Genomic DNA, 19,259 nt, shown 5'->3' with positions numbered 1-19,259 from the left:
ATAGGTTGTAGGTGCTGCAACCTGCAACCTATCATCTGCCGCCTTATGAAACTAAATGTTTATATTTTTCCTTGTTGTCAATAATCATCCAAAGATTGATCAGAAACATTACTCCGGCAATACCCATTCCCATAGGAGATTTATCCATTGTGAAAACATGCGTGACAATTCCTACCATGACAGGTAAAATAACAATGGCACCTAATGCTCTTGTTTTTGGGAAAATAAATAATAACCCGCCAATAACTTCTACAATGCCCACTAATGGCATCAGCCAGCTGATTTCTCCAAAAGCAGCGAAAAGTTTCATTTGTTCTGGAGTAGGTTTCTCCATGGGCATATAATTAAAAAACTTGTTTAATCCGGCATTAATAAACATAAGCCCGAAAAGTAAACATAAAATGAATTTTACTGTTTTCATGTTTGGTGATTTTATACCAAATGTAAAATAAAAATAGGATTATTTGATTGTATTTTTATAAAAAATGCATAATTAATGTTAATGATAGGTTAATGTTGTGTTTTGGATAATTTCATTGTTTATATTTGATATTCAAACTAAACTAATACTATTATGTTGAAAAATCTTAAAAAATTAAACCGTACGGATTTGAGAGAAATCCAAGGAGGCGGAGGTGTTGGAAAATGTGATATAGGACCTATAGGATGTCCTTGTAAAATTCCACCAGGTGATCCTTGTTTAGGCGGCCCGGGTGGAGATCCTAGTGGACCTTCTTATGGATATTGTCCTGACAGCCAATCTTATATTCTTTGTACGGAAACGTGTCCAAATGGAATGAGCCCTTTGTGTGCTCTTCCATAAATAATATAAAAAAGACTGTCTCGAAAAAGGCAGTCTTTTTATTTAAAGTTACGAGTATACCAATGAGTACCCATTGCTTATTACTCATTACTCATATTCTAGTCCATTTCCTTCAAAGTGATATTCTTGGAAATTTTGTAGCTTTTTTTCTTCTTATGAGGTTTGGACTCTTCTCCTAGCAATCTTCCCCAAGGTTTTAGATCGTCTACTCTTTCACAGATAATTTTTATAATCGCAATCGCTGGAATGCACAGGAACATTCCTGCAATTCCCCAAAGATGTTCTCCTAAAAGGATTCCAATAAAAGAAAATAGAGCGTTGATCTTTACTTTAGAGCCCACCACAAATGGTAGGACAATATTTCCATCTACAGCATGAATGGCAATATACCCTAAGGCAACATAAATACAGGTTGAAGGCGTAGAAGTAGCAAACGCTATAAAACAGGAAATGAGAAGAGAAATAAAAATTCCCAGATACGGAATAACGTTTAATAATCCTGTGAGAACTCCTAAAAGGATAGCATATTTCACTCCCAGAATGGTAAGTAGCGTGGAAGTAAGAACAGATACAATAATCACCTGAAGGAAAAGCCCGAAGATATACTTCTTGGTCATGATTCTAATTTCGTTTACAGCTTCCTGTACACTTGCTTTATGTCTTTCATTGAAAACTGTAACGATAAAATTGTTTAAAAGTCTTCTGTAATTTAAAATAAAGATAAAAAACAGGGTGAAAAATATAATAAATCCGAATCCGGTTGAAAATATTCCAAAAGTAAATCCTAAAATGACTCCCGAAGAAGAAAGCAGTTTAGTTAATCCCTGGTTAATATAATCCACCTGTTCATCCACTTTCACATTGAATGTTTTGGAAACCCAATGCTGAAGGCTGTTAAAAACAGTCGTAAACTGTTCCTTGAGGTGTGGAAGATCCTTACTGAAGTCAGACAGCTGATTGGTAAAGAAATAAATGATACCACCTAAAATCATCAGCATAATAAATACTGAAGTCATGGTAGACATAGATCTTGGAAATCTTAACTTTCTTTCCATAAAAGTGGCTGCAGGTAAAAACAGCATTGCCATCAGGAATGCCAGGAAAAACGGAGCTAAAATACTCTGTCCCAATGCCAGAAGATAGCCAAGTCCAATGATGGAAACCACCACGAGGGTAAGCTTGACAAGGAAAGGAAGTCTAAGAAAATTCATAATCTAAAAATATGCGGTGTGGAATAAAAATAAGAAAACCCTTCCGAATTGAAAAATTTTTTATTCAATCCTTCAGGATTTTCTTGGATTGTATCAAATTTTATTCCACCCAGCCAGATTGATTGTGATTTTTTTTACCTAAAACAGAAACACGCCCTGAATATCAGAACGTGTTTCTTTATTGAGAAGTTAATATGTTATAAGTTGTTTTATTCTTCAATGGCGATGTCAATGACTTCCTCCATTCTGTTGACGTAGTGTACTCTCAGATTTTTAAGATAATCTTTTTTGATTTCCTCCACATCTTTTCTGTTGGCCTCACAAAGAATAACATCTTTGATTCCTGCTCTTGTTGCTGCAAGAAGCTTTTCTTTGATTCCCCCTACAGGTAGTACTTTCCCTCTTAATGTAATCTCCCCGGTCATTGCCAGGTGGGGTTTTACTTTCTTGTTTTTAAATGAAGAAACCATGGATGTCAGCATAGCAATACCGGCAGACGGTCCGTCTTTAGGCGTTGCCCCTTCAGGAACGTGTACGTGGATGTTTTTCTTTTCAATGTCTTCCTGAGGAATACCCAGTTCATCATGCTTAGCTTTAATATATTCCAAAGCAATAGTAGCAGATTCTTTCATTACCGTTCCCAGGTTTCCAGTCATCGTTAATGCCCCTTTACCATTGCTTAAAATACTTTCAATATAAAGGATATCTCCTCCTACACTTGTCCAGGCAAGACCAGTTACCACCCCCGGAACTCCAGTGATTTCAGATAAGCTTTTAGGTCTTGGAACCCCAAGAATTTCATCTACTTTTTCTACTGAGATTTTTGGATCATAATCTTTTATCAAAGCAGTCTGTAGCGCTACCCATCTTCCAATGGCTGCTATTCTTTTCTCCAGATTTCTCACTCCGCTTTCTGAAGTATGAGCTTCTATAATATGTTTGAGTTCTGCATTTCCAAGTTTGAATGATTTTGCATCCAGACCATTTTCCTCCTGTTGTTTCCTGATCAAATGTCTTTTGGCAATCTCAATCTTTTCCTCCAAAGTATAGCCGGCAATCTGAATAATTTCGGTTCTGTCTAAAAGAGGAGTCTGTATGGTTGAAAGTGAGTTGGCCGTTGCAATGAACATTACTTTTGAAAGGTCATAACCCATCTCCAGGAAATTATCATAGAAAGACTTATTTTGCTCTGGGTCAAGAACTTCTAGGAGTGCTGAGCTCGGGTCCCCATGAAGTCCCTGTCCGATTTTATCAATCTCATCAAGAACAATTACCGGATTTGAAGTACCGGATTTTTTGATGGACTGTAAAATTCTTCCCGCCATAGCACCGATATACGTTTTTCTATGTCCACGGATTTCACTCTCGTCATGAAGTCCTCCCAATGACAATCTTACATATTTTCTTCCTAAAGCATCTGCAATAGATTTTCCTAAAGAAGTTTTACCCACCCCCGGAGGCCCTACCAATAATAGGATAGGAGACTTCATGTTGTTTTTTAATTTTAAAACAGCCATGTGCTCCAGGATTCTTTTCTTAATATCTTCCAGTCCGAAGTGCGCTTTGTCAAGTACTTTTTCAGCTTTTGCAATATCAAAAATATCTTTTGTATAAGTTTCCCAAGGTAGATCTGTAAAGAAATCCAGATAGTTTCTCTGAACATTATAATCCGGAGAGTTGGGATTCTGACGCTGCAGTCTGCCGATTTCCTTCTGGAAATGGTCTTCTACCTCCTGACTCCATTTCTTTGATTTAGCTTTAGCAATAAGGTCTTCCACATCACTTTCAGGTCCACCGCCCAGTTCTTCCTGGATTGTTCTGATTTGCTGATTCAGGAAATATTCTCTCTGTTGCTTATCTAAATCTTTTGAAGTTTTCTGATGAATCTGATTTCTCAGTTCCAGTTTTCTGAAATCCTCATGCATCAGCTCGTAGCACTGGTTGGCTCTTGTCATAAGACTTTTCTCTTCAAGCAGTTTTTGTTTTGCAATCGAAGAGAAATTAGCATTGGTGCAGATGAAATTCAGAAGATCATCATTATTGTTAATATTTTTAATCGCAAAGTTGGCGGCATTAGGAATATTAGGATCCAGTTCAATGATCTTTAAGGCAAGATCCTTGATGTTTTCCAGCAATGCTTCATACTCTTCCCGGTCTTTAGGCTGGGTATCTTTTAATTTTGATATTTCTGCTTTAAAATATGGTTGATTATCAACGATTTTTTTAATCTTAAATCTGTGAAATCCTTTGGTAATAGCTGTAATATTGCCTTCGGGAAGCTTAATGATCTTAATAATCTTTGCCAGTGTTCCGGTAGTATATATATCTTTTTCGGATGGTTGTTCCAGATCCGAATTTTTCTGGCTTACAATTCCAATAAAATCCCCGTTTTTCTGTGCCTCTTCAAGAAGCTGTATAGAGGTTTTTCTCCCCGCAGTAATAGGAATTACCACATTAGGGAACATGACCATATTTCTTACGGGAAGTATAGGGAATATTTTCTGTTCGGAATTTTTATCAGTCTCTGCGAAATCGGAAAGATTGATTTCTTCAGTTACGATATCAAATCCGTCACTGATCATTTCTTCTAAACTAATATCTTCAAATTCTGTCATAGTCAATCGAATGACAAATTGTCATTTTCGTTTTTTATCGTTAAAGGGATTTTTATATAATATACTCTGAAAACGTGCGGCATATTATAATGTTTTAAAAATGCACAATACTTATGCCATTTGTTTTTTACTTAAAAATACGGTCAAAATTTCCTTTTTTAGATAAACTTTGCATTAAAAATCAAAATAAAGCAGTTCTGTTTCTGTAATTTCTTAAAAATGTGTATTTTCGCAAACTGATAAAAAACTATAATTTATAAAATGGCAATTTTAGGACAGATTAGGAGTAAGCCTTGGCTTTTAATGGGAGTAATAGCCTTAGCGCTTTTGGCGTTCCTGGTAAACCCCGATAGTATCGACAAGGTTTTTGGTAAGAATCCTGACGTTTTAGGAAAAGTAAACGGTGAGAAAATCACCCGCGAAGAGTTCAATGATCAGCTTTTCGTGTTGCAGCAGCAGGCTGAACAGCAAGGTCGTCCGAAAAACGGTCTTGAAGAGCAGGCATGGCAGTTACTTGTACAATCTAAACTTATCAAACAACAGTTTGAGAAACTGGGCTTTGAAATGACTGATGATTATTTCTGGAATCAAATCCAGTACGATCAGATGTTTGCTCAGAATCAACAGTTCTTTGATGAGAAAGGTAACTTTAAAACTCAAGAGCTTAAAAAAGAAATTGAAACATTACAAAACACCAATCCTCAGGGATATGCACAATGGTTGAAAACGAGAAAGACAATCGAGTACAGACTAATGGCAAGACAGGTGTTTACTAATCTTTCAGCAGGGATTACTACAGGTAAGAAAGAAGCTGAAGAATTGATGAAGCAGAGAGATCAGCTTGCAGATATCGACTTTGTAAAAGTAGATTACGCAGCTTATCTTCAAAAAACAAAGATCAATGTTACCACACAAGATCTTGCTGATTACATCAAGAAGCACCCTGTAATGTTCAAAGCTGAGCCAAGCAGAAATATCGGTATTGTATTTTTCCCATCTAAACCTAGTGCAGCAGATGATGCAGCAGCCCTGAAAGAAATTACAAAATTATATTCAGGAGGTACAGATGCAAGTGGAGGAACTGAAAACTTCCAGAATACTAAAAACGATTCTATGTTTGTTGCAGCAAATTCTGATGCACCATTCAATCCTCAGTATCTGAATCCTGCACAATTGCCTCCAACAATCAAAGATCAGATCACAGCAGCAGCGGTAGGTCAGACTTTTGGTCCTTATAAAGAACAAGATGTATACGTAGTCTCTAAATTGGTAGGAAAAAGACCTTCAGATTCTACTTTATCCAGACATATCCTAATTGCATTCAAAGGAAGCCCTGCAGGTGAAGGGGTAACGAGAACCAAAGAGCAGGCTAAGAAATTGGCAGACTCAATTGGTGCAATCGTAAAAGCAACTCCTGCTAAATTTACAGAATTCCTTAAGCTTTCAAGCGATCCGAATTCTGCAGCTCAGGGAGGTAGCCTTGGATGGACAACACCGGAAACACCTTTCGTTCCTGAATTCCTTGCTTATCTTGCAAACAATCCTAAAGGAGCTACAGGGGTAGTAGAAACACAATTCGGTTACCATATCATCAATATTGAAGATAAAAAATCAGGATCAATGGGGTATAAAGTTGCTAACCTTGTGAAAGCAATCAAACCTTCAGATGCTACTGAAGCTGAAACAGATAAAAACTCAAGAAAATTCATTCAGCAGGTTCAAGGAAAATCTTTCAACGATTTTGTGAACATTGCTAAAAAAGGAAACTACCAGTTCTCCAATCCAAAAGCAGCAAAAAGATTTGAAGGTCAGCTTCAGGGCTTAGGTACTGAAAAAGATGCTGATATCCTAACCTGGGCTTTTGATAAGAAAAGAGAAAAAGGAGATACTGAATTATTTACAGTAGACGGAACAGGTGATAAAATTGTAGTATATCTGAACGGAAAACAGGAGGCAGGTCTTGCTGATCCTGAATCTGTAAGAGATCAGATTGAAGTTATCGTTAAAAATAAACTGGCAGCAAAACAAATCTCTGATAAAATTGCAGCAGCAAAAGCTTCAAGCTTAGATCAGATTGCCAAATTATTTGCAGCTCCAAAACAATCAGCTCAGGTGAATCTGTTGAATCCTTCTGTAGCAGGGGCTATGGAACCTAAAGTTGCCGGTGCAGCGTTCGGTGTTGCAAAAGGTAAACTTTCTAACCCGGTTGAAGGTGGAACAGGAGTTTATGTTCTGATCAAAAAATCAGAAACTGTAAACAAGCAGCCTGGAGATCTAAAGCAATTTACAGAATCTCTTACTCAGAGAAGTGCTGGAATGTTCGGACAGGCTTGGATGAAGAGTCTTCAGGATAATGCAGATATCGAAGATTACAGAATCGAGATCTGGAACAAGCTGGGGAATCAGCAACAATAAGAAATTCATTTCAATGATATAAAAAGCGGCAAAATTTTTTGTCGCTTTTTTTGTATTTATGGCAGAATAATAAAGGAAAAGATTTATTTAAAATGTATTATATTTGCTTATTAGAAAAAAATTAGCAAGTGAAGTTCAGTAAAGAATTAAAAGCTGGTGTGATTGCACTTCTAGCTATCGTAGGCTTTGTGGTGTTGTTTCAGTTTATGAAAGGGAAAAGCCTTTTTACTACCGACAATATATTTTACGCAAAATATGACAATGTAGAAGGTCTGGCGCAGTCTGCGGCAGTTTCTATTAATGGTCTGAAAGTAGGGCAGGTAGATAAAATTATTCCTATCACCTCAAAAGATGGAAAAATTAATTTTGTCGTAAAAGTTACCGTCGACAATAAATTCGAATTTTCAAAAAACTCATCATTGGAGATCTTTGAGCCGGGATTAATGTCTGGTAAAGAAATGAGAGTAAACCTTATGTATGGTGGGCCGACTGCAAAAGACGGTGACACTTTAAAAGGTGCTTTCAAGCTGGGAACGCTGGGAAGTCTTTCTTCGCAGGTAGGTCCGGTAAAAGATCAGCTACAGGTGGTTTTACATAGAGTAGACTCTTTAATGGCGAATGCCAATCAGGTTTTTGATGCTCAGAACAGAGCCGAAATAAAAGCTTTACTAGCTAACCTTAATAAAACAGTAGGAGCATTACAATCCACAGCAGGAAGTGTAAATACGCTTGTAGGACACAATGATCCAAAACTGCAAAAAGTGTTGGATGATGCAAGTCTTACTATGCAAAGCGGAAAAGTAACACTAGATAAATACGGACATCTTGCAGAAAGTATCGACACTAAACAGTTGAATGCTACCATTGCAAGTTTAGATGCTACAGTAGGAAAATTGAATCAGGTGATTGGAGGTATTGATAAAGGAGAAGGAAGTTTAGGTAAACTGATGAAGGACGATCAACTGTACAACAACCTGAATTCAGCTTCTTCCAATCTGAATACATTAATCGAAGATATGAAAGCGAATCCGAAGAGATATATCAACTTCTCGGTTTTCGGTAAAAATAACAAAGACTAATACGCCTTATGCAGTACATCGATAACATTATTTTCCTGATTTTATTAGTAGCCGGGTTCGGGCTGTTTGCCAAAAGCCTGCAGAAGATATACAGAAATATCAGGCTGGGTCGTGAGATCAATAGAAGTGACAGAAAATCTGAACGCTGGAGTATCATGGCCAATGTGGCTATGGGACAGAGTAAGATGGTAAAACGTCCTATCGCAGGAATTTTACACATTTTTGTCTATGTTGGTTTTATTATCATTAATATAGAACTCATTGAAATAATTGTTGATGGACTGTTTGGTACTCACCGTTTTCTTGCCTCGGTTCTGGGACACGGATTCTATAGCTTCTTTACAGCTACATTAGAAGTGCTTGCACTTCTGGTTGTAATAGGTGTGGTTATATTTTTCATCAGAAGAAACTTTTATGGGGTTAAAAGATTAACAATGAAGGAGCTTTTCGGATGGCCGAAAGAAGATGCCAACTGGATTCTTATCATCGAATTTGCCCTGATGATGGCTTTCTTTAAAATGAATACCTCAGATTTTATTTTGCAGTCAAGAGGAGTTTTACCAGTACATGGAAGCTTCCCGATCAGTGAGATGACATTTGTGCCGTTCTTGGAAATCTTCAACTTTGACAGCGGGTTTTTGATGTTCACAGAGAAAGGAGCATGGTGGTTCCACTTTGTAGGTATTCTTTTCTTTATGAACTATCTTTATTACTCAAAACATTTGCATATTATCCTGGCGTTTCCAAGTACATGGTATGCAAACCTTGATAAAAAAGGAAAGTTCAATAACCTTGAGTCTGTAACAAAGGAGATCAAATTAATGATGGATCCTAATGCAGATCCATATGCTGCTCCGGCTGAAGGCGCGGAAGCTGATGTACCTTCTAAATTTGGGGCAGAAGATATTTTTGATCTGAACCAGGTACAATTGCTGAATGCCTATTCGTGTACAGAATGTGGACGTTGTACTTCCGTTTGCCCGGCTAATATTACCGGTAAAAAACTTTCTCCGAGATTGATCCTGATGAAGACCAGAGACCGATTGGAAGAAGTGGGAAGAAACATTGATAAAAACGGAAAATTCGTAGATGACGGTAAAAAACTGTTGAACGATTATATCACAAAAGAAGAACTTTGGGCTTGTACCACATGTAATGCATGTACAGAAGCTTGTCCGGTATTGCTTGACCCGCTTTCCATTATCTTTGAAATGAGAAGATTCCTGGTGATGGAACAGTCTGCTGCTCCACAGGAACTGAATCTGATGATGACCAATGTGGAAAATAATGCAGCCCCTTGGCAGTATAATCAGGCTGACCGTCTGAACTGGGCAAACGAAAATTAATATAACAATGTAAATAATGTAACGATGTAACAATCATTGGTAAACTGTTACATTTGTATATTGATAAATTTGATTTAGAATGGATTTCACTATAAAAACAATGGCAGAATATGCTGCCGAAGGAAAAGCACCAGAAGTTTTATTCTGGGTTGGATGTGCGGGAAGTTTTGATGACCGTGCTAAAAAAATTACAAAAGCATTTTGCAAGATATTAAATAAAATAGGAGTTGAATTTGCTGTTCTGGGACAGGAAGAAAGTTGTACAGGAGATCCTGCGAAAAGAGCAGGAAACGAATTCGTTTTCCAGATGATGGCGCTTACCAATATCGAAGTGTTAAATGCTTACGAAGTAAAGAAAATCGTAACAGCTTGTCCACACTGTTTCAATACTCTGAAAAATGAATATCCAAGCCTTGGCGGGCACTTTGAAGTAGTACACCATACCCAGTTCCTTAAAACCTTAATGGAAGAAGGAAGACTGAAGATTGAAGGAGGTGCATTCAGAGGGAAAAAAATTACCTTCCATGATCCATGTTATCTGGGACGTGCCAACGACGAATATGAAGCGCCAAGAATGCTTCTTGAAAAGCTGGATGCTGAACTTGTAGAAATGAAGCGTTGCAAAACCAATGGTCTTTGTTGTGGAGCAGGAGGCGCACAGATGTTTAAAGAACCTGAAAAAGGAAAGAAAGACATCAATATTGAAAGAACAGAAGAAGCTTTATCTTTTGAGCCTAAGGTAATTGCTACAGGATGCCCTTTCTGCAATACCATGATGACGGATGGTGTAAAACACTTTAACAAAAATACAGAGGTTGCCGTAAAAGATATCGTTGAACTTCTTGCTGAAGCAGAAGACTTATAATTGACATCTTATACAGGTTTATGAAGCTGAAATGGAGACTCTCCTTTTTGTTTATCATTTCGATACTTGCTCTTCTTACATTCTGGAATTATCAGAACAGAGTATATGACTGGGATATGCCGGGCTATATGGGATGTATGTATACTTCCGAATTTCCGGACTCACCGGATAAAGTCCGAATCCTGACCTATGAGGAAATCAAGAAAGAGGCTCCTGCAGAACATTATACAGACATTATCGGAATAAAGCAATGGGACATTCCCAGGCAGTATTTCGTAAAAAACACCCAATCTTTTACAGAACAATTACCCTATTTTCAGATCAAAGTAGGGTATATTCTTATGATCACCCTTTTTTATAAGCTTGGATTATCGTCGCCAATGGCCGTATTGTTTACCAGTCTTATTTCTTACTTTTTTTCAGGAATATTATTATTTTATATTCTGAAACTCCTGTTTCCAAAGAAATACTGGCTTGCGATACTATTAACGATTGCCGCCATGCTTTTGCCACCAATGACTTACATGTCGAGGGTTTCTACACCGGATATGTTTATTTTTCAGTTTATGCTGATTTTTATGATCGGGTTACTCAAAAAATGGAACAAATGGGCAATGTTTGTACTTTTATTCGGTATTACTTTTATTCGGCCAGATTATATTACATTCACCCTGACTTATATTATGGCTGTTTTCTTTTTCCATTATTTCCGGGAAAAGAAAATTGATATTTCTTTTATTGCACAGGGAATCGTACTTCTTGCCATGTATCTCGCCATCATTAAGTTTTATCATTATCCCGGATGGAAAGATCTGTTTTATGATACTTTTATTGACAGAAGACCTATTATTTCTACACATCCTATTGATGTCAGTTTAAAAGACTATCTGAGTATTATTTATATTAAAATCATTTATTTTAAAAAAGTAACTTTATCGTTGGCTATTATGATCGGAGTGATCTTCTGGCGTTCCAAAGACTCCTGGGTGAGAACGATTGCAGTTCTTTTTGTGGTGAATGTCTATATCAAATTCTTCTTCTTTCCGCAGTCGGCTGCATTAAGATTTTTCTTCCCTTTTATCTTCCCACTTTTCCTAACGATGCTCTATGTGCTGAGCAAAAAATACAATGATCTTAAACTCGAGAAAATTGCGTAATTTTGTATTTAAGATGATAAGGATATTCAATCAGCGTTAAATTAATATTCTGGTTAGTGATCAGAATTTATTTTTTTGATATGTTCTTGAAAAATAAATATTTACATTATGAAAATCGAAGAATCTAATATTGTAGAAACCAACGACTACAGAGTCATTATATACCCGGCTTCAAGACCTTTTGAAACAAAAGAAGCAAAAGCTATTACTGAAAAACTATTTGATTTCCTTGCAACGTGGGCTGCTCATGGAAAACCACTTTCTTCTTCTTTTAAAATTGAAAAGAATCAGTTTATCATTGTATGTGTGGATGAAGAAAAAGAAATGGCTTCAGGATGCAGCATTGATGCATTAGGAAAGGTAATGAGAGAAATTGACGAAGAATATCAGCTAGGCCTTTTCGATAGGATGAAAGCAAGTTTTGTGGAGAATGGTGAAGTGAAAACGTTAAAATTAATGGACTTTAAAACGAAGCTGAGAAACGGAGAACTTGCAGAAGATATTCAGGTTTTTGACTTCTCTAAAAATACGTATCTGGACTTTTTAAGCCACTTCCTTCTTCCTTTGGAGAAGAGCTGGGCGGCTTCTATAAAATAATAGCTGTTAAGCTGATACAAAAAAATAATCATAAAGTGGAAAATATATTTCCACTTTTTTGTTTTAATGTATATTTGTATAGATTCGAGCAGTGACTAATGCCTAAAGTACTTTTTTTAACGACTTCCCACAGCTATAGTGATGACCGTATTTTTTATCATCAGGCAAAAGCTCTTAGAGATAATGGGTATGAAGTGAAAATATGCAGTTTATATGCAGAGTATAAAGGTTGTATTGATGAGATTGAAATAGAATCTTTTGCCATTCTGGAAGAAAGTATAGAAACGAAAATGGAAACTTTCCGGAAAGTTTGCAATTCTTTTCATCCTGAGTGTATCATCTGTTCTGAACCATTGGCTGTTGTGGCAGTAAAGAAGTTTGTAAAAGAACACAGGATAAGCTGTATCTATGATATTACAGAATGGTATCCTTCCATGTCAATGCTTCAAAAGTACAGGTTTCCGGTTACCATTTTTCAGGCCATAAAGTTTTCACTCATTCAGCTGTATGCCGGATTTTTAAGTACTCATTTCATTTTTGGTGAAACCACTAAAAAATTTCCTTTAGTTTATTTTTTTGGATTTAAAAAACAGATCATTGTTCCTTATTATCCGGATTCTCTTTATATCAAGGAAAGCATAAAGCAACTCGATCCGAACGTCATCAAGCTATGCTATACCGGACAGATTTCTAAAGATAAAGGAATTGAAAATTTCTTCAAGGCAATAGATAGACTTCGTCAGAAAATGCCTGCACTTCATATCAGGATTCTTATTATTGGTTCAACTGTACAGGAAAGTGATGAGCTCTACTTTTCATCATTATTAAAGATATATTCTTTTGATGATATTGAGATCAGAAAACCAACAAGATTTGAAACATTTACAGAAGCATTTGAAGATGCGGATCTATGTTTTGATCTTCGGGAAATTAACTTTGAAAATAATCATTCTCTTCCGATAAAGCTGTTTTACTTTATGGGAGCAGGAAAACCTGTCATTTATTCAAATTTGAAAGGAATCCGGAAGCATATGGGAGAGCTTTCATTTGGAAGTCTGGTAGAGCCTCATAATGCTGAAGCAATCTCAAACGTGATCATTAATTATATCAGGAATCCTGAATTGTATCATTCTCATGCCTTGAATGCCAGAAAAGAATTTAAAGAAAAATATAATTGGGAACTCATAAAAGATTCCTTCGTTGATTTTGTAAAAAATCTATTGATCAATAATCATCATGCAGCTTACTATCATTAAAACCTTTGTCTCACGTTTTCTGATTCTGATCCTCAGCTTCGGTCTGGTGATCTATTCTACGAATATGTGGGGAAGTGAGGGTAAGGGGACGATTTCTATTGTGGTGGCTAATGCAGCGGCAGTAAGCTTTTTCAGCAGCATTTTTTCCGGAAGCAGTGCTTCTTATTTCGCATCAAGATTCAGAATAGAAAAGGTTTTATTATATGCCTATCTGTGGTCTCTCCTGACTGGACTTTTAATCCCTTTTTTATTCAGTGTAGCTTCTATTCAGGGCGAATATCTATTGTATCTGATCGGAATATCTGTTTTTTCTTCACTCTTATCTACCAATATCAGCTTGTTTATTGGAACACAAAATATTAGAAAGTTTAATGTGTATACTGTTTTGCAACAGTTGGTCCATATTATCTTTATAGGAATATTGGTATATGGGTTTGGAAAGAAAGATGTTACTGTGTATTTTCTTGCACAGATTGGCTGCCTGGCGCTTCTTTTCCTCACTAGTTTTTTTCAGATTATCAAAAAATGTAATATTTCTGAAATATCATTCTGTAAAGAGGTGGGTAGAAATATGTTTGAATATGGCTGGAAAACTCAATTGAGTGCTTTTGTTCAGTTTTTGAATTACAGGCTTTCGTTTTATTTCTTAGAATATTTTGAAGGCATTGCCAGTGTTGGAATATTCTCTATCGGAGTTACTTTTTCAGAAGCCATCTGGACTATTACCCGCAGTATTGCAGTAATTCTATACTCGGATGTTGTCAATAGTAAAAGCAGGGAAGAATCTATTGAGAAAACCAAAGAATCTTTAAAGCTGACCTTTTTTCTGATGATTGGTTTTGTGCTGGGTATCATTATCATACCCTCTCAGGTTTACGAGATGATTTTCGGAAAAGAATTCAGAGATACCAAAGAAATCATGCTCCTTTTATCACCGGGGATTTTTGCTATTGCGGTAAGTGATATGGTGGGACATTACTTTTCAGGAATGCGAGAACTGAAAATTCTTAATGTCAAATCAATTGTAGGTCTTGTGGTTACTGTTGTATTTTCTTTCATTGCGATACCAAAATGGGGAATTATAGGCGCTTGTGTTGCTACAACATCGTCCTATTTTGTTTCAGCTTTTCTGTTGTTCAGGAAATTTTATGCTTCTACTCCCTTTATTTTTAGAGACTATATGGTTTCAAAAGAAGAAGTACAGCTTTTAAAGCAAAAATTTTTAAAGAAATAATTACTTGATAGCTCCCCTTAAATAAAGTCATTTTTCCTATTTTTACATATCTATTAATCCTTTTCTATGTGCGGAATCACCGGTTATTATTCATTTCATAAAAGTATTTCCTCTACAAATATTCTGGAAATGAATCAGGCGATCAGACACCGTGGGCCGGATGATGAAGGGTTCTGGATGTATAGTAACGGAGAGGGAGCCTCTTTTTCGGGAAACGATTCCACGCAAAAAATTAAAGAACAGTTTCCGGTTCTAAAAGAGAAAAATTCTAATATTGCGTTAGGTTTCCGAAGATTATCCATTATTGATCTGTCTGAAAAAGGGCATCAGCCTATGCTTTCAAAGAATGAGCAGATTATTATTACATTTAACGGAGAGATTTATAATTTTAAAAAATTAAGGAAAGAACTTGAGTCTTTAGGTCATTCTTTCTGCAGTACTTCAGACACTGAAGTTATTCTCAAAGCTTATCAGGAGTGGGGAAGTTCCACCTTTGCAAAGCTGGATGGGATGTTTGCGGTTTGTATTGTGGACCTTATCTCTCAAAAACTTATTCTGGCAAGAGACCGAGTAGGAATGAAGCCTCTTTTTTATCATCACAGTAAGGAAGGAATGATTTGGGGATCAGAAATAAAAGCATTGTTGAAAAACCAACTGGTAAAGGCTGAAATCAACTGGAACGGAGTCTACACCAATTTTCTTTTTCAAACAACATTGGCTCCGCAAACCTGTTTTCAGAATATTTTCTCTCTGGAACCTGCATCTTTTATGACTATTGATTTAAAAAATCAGAAAATCACTACAGAAAAATTCTGGAGACTACCTTCTCAGTCTGAAAAAAATATTTCCGATGAAGAAGCGGTAAAAAGGATTGACGAACTTCTTTCTGAAAGTATTTCAGAACAATTATATGCGGATGTTCCTGTAGCAGTGATGATGAGTGGTGGAATTGATTCAACGTTAATTGCTTCAAAATCAAAATCTTTCAACGCTCATGTTAATACATACACAATAAGTTATCCGTTTTCGGAAGAAGAAGTACATAATGCATCTCTGGCCGCCAGACATTTTGGAATTCCGCATGAGATAAAAAAGGTAAATGATGACGAGGAACTGGAAGACCTTAAAGAAAATATTCAGCATTTTGAAGAACCTTACAGCAGTTTTGAAGTCTTGATTAATGCTGCAAAATATGCACATAATCAGAATTTTAAAGTCGTATTAAGTGGAAATGGAGCGGATGAGCTCTTTGCAGGCTATTCTCATACGCTGAAACTGAACAGATGGCTTCTGATGAGGAATTTTAATTTTATAGGCCCTTTGATCTTTACAAAGGATAAATTTTCACAACGGGTGAAAAACTACTTTTCCCAGGATCATATGTTTGATTTTTTCAGACAAAGCCAGATCAGTATGAGACCGATGGAAGTTAAAAGTCTTATAACCCCAATTATTTATAGTAAAATAGATTTACACCTTTCAGAATATCATCTTTCAGAAGGAAAAAATTATGCCGGGTATTTTGAATACGACATGAAATATTCACTCTCTTCCCACCATGTTTTCCGGGATGATCTGAGTGCGATGAAGTATAGCGTAGAATTCCGTTATCCTTATCTGAGCAATAATCTGATAGATTATGTATCATCACTTCCGGAAAATATCAGATTTAATGGAATTCAGAATAAACCTTTATTACGTAAAGCAGCTAAAAAATATCTTCCTCAGGAAGTTCTGAATATGCCCAAGAAAGGGTTTTCATTTCCGGTGAATTATTTCATTAAAAATGAGCAAAAAGTAAGAGACTTTATTACCGAAAATCTGGAAAGCTTAAAAAAGCGAAATTTCTTCAATGCTGCAGTGATTGATGAATGGTGGAATCATCAGGAACATGAATATGATTGGGTAAAAATATGGCAGCTGGTTACCTTTGAACTGTGGTATCAGAAATATTTTGAAAAATAAAGAAGGAGTCTAAAGATTAATATTTTACCTTTGTATTTATGATGAAATATTTTTGGGGCATTTTTATAGCGGTTTTTGCACTCATCAGTTGTAAAAATGATGATGATTCTTTGCAGAGAATAGATCAGGCGCTGAATATTTATATGAAAAACAGTGCAGGTCAGGACCTTCTGAACAGTAAAAAAGCCGGATCTTATACTGGATTTTCGGTAAATGATATTTTTGGAACCAAAGATATTGCCCCGGTAAGTATTCCATTGAAAATGACAACGGATTCCTTATTTTACATGGATTATCTGGCGGGTGCTAAAAGAAGAAGATTAGATTCTATCAGTCCTGATAATCCGGGAACAGGAACTTCTTACCATTCCAAAATGTTAATTACCTTTACTAAAAGTACCAATGTCAATGATAATGTTACCGGGACATTGGAAATTCAATATCGTAATACACCTACTGTATTTCAGGTTTCAAAGGTATTGTATGACGGAAAAGAAGTGTTTTCAAAAGAGGCTGATGCACCTACTTCAATAAATACCGTTACGATCACAAAATAATTTTTAAATTTGTACAATTGTTAGCTTATTATGAGCTTAACATCTAATATTTAACATCTAAATAAAATGTTACAAGTCAATTTTTTGCGCGACAACAAAGAACGCGTTTTAGAAGGTCTTAAGAAAAGACAATTCAAAAATCTTGAGTTGGTAGACGAGGCTATCGCTGCCGACGAAGAAAGAAAAAGAATCCAGTTTGAGCTAGATTCCCAGCTTTCCGAAATCAATAAAATTTCGAAAGAAATCGGACTTTTGATGAAAGAAGGGAAAAAAGAAGAAGCGGAATCTGCAAAGTCTAAAACAGCACAATACAAAGAGTCGAGCTCAGAATTGAAATCCCAGCTAGAAGTTAAAGAAAACGATTTACTGAATATTCTTTATCAACTACCCAACATTCCCAATGAACTGGTAAAGAGTGGTGCTTCTGCGGATGATAACGAAATCATTTTCCAGTCTCATCCTGTAGAAGGTCTTGGTGAAGGAGCAATCCCTCATTGGGAGCTGGCAAAAAAATACAACCTGATTGATTTTGAATTAGGGGTAAAAATTGCCGGTGCAGGTTTTCCTGTTTATTTAGGAAAAGGAGCGAGATTGCAGAGAGCTCTGGTTCAGTATTTCTTAGATAAAAACGTGGAAAAGGGATATACGGAAGTGAACCCTCCTCATGTTGTCAATGAAGCCTCAGGTTTCGGTACCGGACAGCTGCCGGATAAAGAAGGACAGATGTATTATATCAACGAAGATAGATTATATCTTATTCCTACTGCAGAAGTTCCTGTAACAAACCTTTACCGTGATGTATTGCTTGAGGAAAAAGATCTTCCGATCAAAAATACGGCATTCTCTCAGTGCTACAGAAGAGAAGCAGGAAGCTACGGAGCTCACGTAAGAGGATTGAACCGTCTCCACCAGTTTGAAAAAGTAGAAATCGTAAGAATTGAAAAACCGGAAAATTCTTATGCTGTTTTGGAAGAAATGGTAGAGCATATCAAAGAAATTCTTACCGATCTTGAGCTTCCGTTCAGAGTATTAAGACTTTGCGGTGGTGATACAGGTTTTGCATCTGCCATGACCTATGACTTTGAAGTGTGGAGTGCCGCTCAGGAAATGTGGCTGGAAGTAAGCTCTGTTTCGAATTTTGAAACATTCCAGGCAAACAGACTGAAATGCCGTTACAAAGGAGATGGTAAATCTCAGCTGGTTCACACCCTGAATGGATCTGCAATGGCTTTACCTAGAATTATGGCTGCATTGCTGGAGAATAACCAGACACCGGAAGGAATCAAGCTTCCTAAGAAGGTTGCGGAATATGCAAGATTTGATATGATCAACTAAATTAATCTATTTTTGGTAACAATAAAAAGACCACCATAATCCGGTGGTCTTTGTTTTATTCAGTAACGATGATAATCTTCTTATCAGCGTTTTTGAGTTTTGTATCATTATCGTAAATAGCTTTCAGATCATAATCTATTCTTATGGAATGATCATCAATCTGTTTTACCCAATCATGTTTACCTGAGATTGATTGTATTTTATTTTCAAATTTTAAGGTTGTACCGATCTTTTTGAAAAACATTACCATCATCCCGGCTACTTTCTCAGCTTCTTCCTTTGAACTTTTGGTTTTGACAGCCTCTTCAATACTTCTAAGATTAAAATTTTCTGTATCGATAGTGAGGGTTTTTCCATCCCAGCTATTGTATATATTTTGATCTAAAGGGATTTTTTCGGTCTTTGTAAAACTTTTTAAAACCAAATAATCTTCTGGAGTAAAATGTTCCATTTTAAAAGAAAATCCTGCCAGCTTGTTGTCCTCCTTTGTGGATTTCATGAAAACTTTTTTCATGATTCTGATAGAGTCCGGATTTTCAGTTTTTAATTTTCCTTCCTTTTTGGCAAGATCATACATACTTGTCCAGGTAGTCGGAAGTCTGTCCATTTCTCCAAATTCCTTCTGCTTTAATGAATCCGGTGTCATCGCCATCATTTCAGCCATAAACTCCCTTGTATCAATATCGGTGACAGAAGAGGAGGCAGCATCTTTATGATAGACAATTTCAGAATTGATACTGCAGGATTGCAATATAAAAAGACTGATCAGAAATAAGATGATGTTTTTCTTCATGGTAGATTTAA

Annotated in this window: 16 protein-coding genes; 12 read left to right on the top strand and 4 right to left on the bottom strand. The window is 36.3% G+C overall.

The genetic code is table 11. The annotated features are described in order from the left end of the window. Window positions 1-43: 43 nt before the first annotated feature. Entirely contained in the window at window positions 44-421 is a 378-nt protein-coding gene (locus PZ898_RS13720) for a DoxX family protein (protein ID WP_123277630.1), read from the bottom strand. A gap of 189 nt (window positions 422-610) precedes the next feature. On the opposite strand from PZ898_RS13720, the gene PZ898_RS13715 reads away from it, so the two are divergent. Next, complete coding sequence (locus tag PZ898_RS13715; protein WP_162800967.1) at window positions 611-823, top strand: hypothetical protein; 213 nt, start codon at window positions 611-613, stop codon at window positions 821-823. Between the two features lie 98 nt (window positions 824-921). Here the strand turns inward: PZ898_RS13715 and PZ898_RS13710 are convergent, their stop codons facing one another. After that, a complete protein-coding gene (locus PZ898_RS13710) occupies window positions 922-2,034 on the bottom strand; it encodes an AI-2E family transporter (RefSeq protein ID WP_277693565.1) in 1,113 nt (370 codons plus the stop codon). Window positions 2,035-2,243: 209 nt separating this feature from the next. Then, the gene (lon, locus tag PZ898_RS13705; RefSeq protein WP_277693564.1) at window positions 2,244-4,649 is read right to left on the bottom strand and encodes an endopeptidase La; all 2,406 of its coding nucleotides are present in this window, start codon (window positions 4,647-4,649) and stop codon (window positions 2,244-2,246) included. 261 nt (window positions 4,650-4,910) lie between these two features. Between lon and PZ898_RS13700 the strand changes: the two genes are divergently transcribed. The 11 genes from PZ898_RS13700 to serS all read left to right on the top strand — a co-directional run bounded on the left by PZ898_RS13700 (window position 4,911) and on the right by serS (window position 18,455). Continuing rightward, window positions 4,911-7,064 carry a SurA N-terminal domain-containing protein gene (locus tag PZ898_RS13700; protein WP_062676025.1) on the top strand — a complete coding sequence of 718 codons (2,154 nt, stop codon included), beginning with the start codon at window positions 4,911-4,913 and terminating at the stop codon, window positions 7,062-7,064. A 128-nt stretch (window positions 7,065-7,192) separates the two neighbouring features. Next, window positions 7,193-8,143, top strand: a complete 951-nt coding sequence (locus tag PZ898_RS13695; RefSeq protein ID WP_062676024.1) for an MlaD family protein — start codon at window positions 7,193-7,195, stop codon at window positions 8,141-8,143. A gap of 8 nt (window positions 8,144-8,151) precedes the next feature. After that, window positions 8,152-9,489 carry a (Fe-S)-binding protein gene (locus tag PZ898_RS13690; RefSeq protein WP_277693563.1) on the top strand — a complete coding sequence of 446 codons (1,338 nt, stop codon included), beginning with the start codon at window positions 8,152-8,154 and terminating at the stop codon, window positions 9,487-9,489. A 79-nt stretch (window positions 9,490-9,568) separates the two neighbouring features. After that, window positions 9,569-10,354: a (Fe-S)-binding protein gene (locus PZ898_RS13685; protein ID WP_062676022.1), complete on the top strand. Its 786-nt coding sequence runs from the start codon at window positions 9,569-9,571 to the stop codon at window positions 10,352-10,354. A gap of 20 nt (window positions 10,355-10,374) precedes the next feature. After that, window positions 10,375-11,511: a hypothetical protein gene (locus tag PZ898_RS13680; protein ID WP_062676021.1), complete on the top strand. Its 1,137-nt coding sequence runs from the start codon at window positions 10,375-10,377 to the stop codon at window positions 11,509-11,511. Window positions 11,512-11,619: 108 nt separating this feature from the next. Further along, a complete protein-coding gene (locus tag PZ898_RS13675) occupies window positions 11,620-12,108 on the top strand; it encodes a hypothetical protein (RefSeq protein WP_062676020.1) in 489 nt (162 codons plus the stop codon). 98 nt (window positions 12,109-12,206) lie between these two features. Continuing rightward, on the top strand, window positions 12,207-13,364 hold the full coding sequence (locus PZ898_RS13670) for a glycosyltransferase (RefSeq protein WP_277693562.1): 1,158 nt from the start codon (window positions 12,207-12,209) through the stop codon (window positions 13,362-13,364). Continuing rightward, window positions 13,345-14,598, top strand: coding sequence for a polysaccharide biosynthesis C-terminal domain-containing protein (locus PZ898_RS13665; RefSeq protein WP_277693561.1), 1,254 nt, complete (start codon window positions 13,345-13,347; stop codon window positions 14,596-14,598). Before PZ898_RS13670 ends, PZ898_RS13665 begins: the two co-directional genes overlap by 20 nt. A gap of 66 nt (window positions 14,599-14,664) precedes the next feature. After that, window positions 14,665-16,563: an asparagine synthase (glutamine-hydrolyzing) gene (asnB, locus tag PZ898_RS13660; RefSeq protein ID WP_277693560.1), complete on the top strand. Its 1,899-nt coding sequence runs from the start codon at window positions 14,665-14,667 to the stop codon at window positions 16,561-16,563. A gap of 38 nt (window positions 16,564-16,601) precedes the next feature. Continuing rightward, window positions 16,602-17,120, top strand: a complete 519-nt coding sequence (locus PZ898_RS13655; RefSeq protein WP_277693559.1) for a hypothetical protein — start codon at window positions 16,602-16,604, stop codon at window positions 17,118-17,120. Between the two features lie 66 nt (window positions 17,121-17,186). Continuing rightward, entirely contained in the window at window positions 17,187-18,455 is a 1,269-nt protein-coding gene (gene serS / locus PZ898_RS13650; RefSeq protein WP_062676015.1) for a serine--tRNA ligase, read from the top strand. A gap of 55 nt (window positions 18,456-18,510) precedes the next feature. Here serS and PZ898_RS13645 read toward each other — a convergent pair whose 3' ends face one another. Then, a complete protein-coding gene (locus PZ898_RS13645; protein WP_123277637.1) occupies window positions 18,511-19,248 on the bottom strand; it encodes a hypothetical protein in 738 nt (245 codons plus the stop codon). Window positions 19,249-19,259 lie beyond the last annotated feature (11 nt).

This window comes from Chryseobacterium sp. WX, assembly GCF_029542485.1.
Lineage (GTDB): Bacteria > Bacteroidota > Bacteroidia > Flavobacteriales > Weeksellaceae > Chryseobacterium > Chryseobacterium cucumeris.
The sequence above is the reverse complement of the archived record's forward strand: the minus strand, read 5'-3'. Positions and strand labels throughout refer to the sequence as shown.

What these genes read in the sequence shown, in the direction of transcription:
- PZ898_RS13720 (WP_123277630.1), bottom strand. Translation starts at nt 421, where the DNA reads ATGAAAACAGTAAAATTCATTTTATGTTTACTTTTCGGGCTTATGTTT.
- PZ898_RS13710 (WP_277693565.1), bottom strand. Translation starts at nt 2,034, where the DNA reads ATGAATTTTCTTAGACTTCCTTTCCTTGTCAAGCTTACCCTCGTGGTG.
- lon (WP_277693564.1), bottom strand. Translation starts at nt 4,649, where the DNA reads ATGACAGAATTTGAAGATATTAGTTTAGAAGAAATGATCAGTGACGGA.
- PZ898_RS13700 (WP_062676025.1), top strand. Translation starts at nt 4,911, where the DNA reads ATGGCAATTTTAGGACAGATTAGGAGTAAGCCTTGGCTTTTAATGGGA.
- PZ898_RS13690 (WP_277693563.1), top strand. Translation starts at nt 8,152, where the DNA reads ATGCAGTACATCGATAACATTATTTTCCTGATTTTATTAGTAGCCGGG.
- PZ898_RS13685 (WP_062676022.1), top strand. Translation starts at nt 9,569, where the DNA reads ATGGATTTCACTATAAAAACAATGGCAGAATATGCTGCCGAAGGAAAA.
- PZ898_RS13680 (WP_062676021.1), top strand. Translation starts at nt 10,375, where the DNA reads ATGAAGCTGAAATGGAGACTCTCCTTTTTGTTTATCATTTCGATACTT.
- PZ898_RS13675 (WP_062676020.1), top strand. Translation starts at nt 11,620, where the DNA reads ATGAAAATCGAAGAATCTAATATTGTAGAAACCAACGACTACAGAGTC.
- PZ898_RS13670 (WP_277693562.1), top strand. Translation starts at nt 12,207, where the DNA reads ATGCCTAAAGTACTTTTTTTAACGACTTCCCACAGCTATAGTGATGAC.
- PZ898_RS13665 (WP_277693561.1), top strand. Translation starts at nt 13,345, where the DNA reads ATGCAGCTTACTATCATTAAAACCTTTGTCTCACGTTTTCTGATTCTG.
- asnB (WP_277693560.1), top strand. Translation starts at nt 14,665, where the DNA reads ATGTGCGGAATCACCGGTTATTATTCATTTCATAAAAGTATTTCCTCT.
- PZ898_RS13655 (WP_277693559.1), top strand. Translation starts at nt 16,602, where the DNA reads ATGATGAAATATTTTTGGGGCATTTTTATAGCGGTTTTTGCACTCATC.
- serS (WP_062676015.1), top strand. Translation starts at nt 17,187, where the DNA reads ATGTTACAAGTCAATTTTTTGCGCGACAACAAAGAACGCGTTTTAGAA.
- PZ898_RS13645 (WP_123277637.1), bottom strand. Translation starts at nt 19,248, where the DNA reads ATGAAGAAAAACATCATCTTATTTCTGATCAGTCTTTTTATATTGCAA.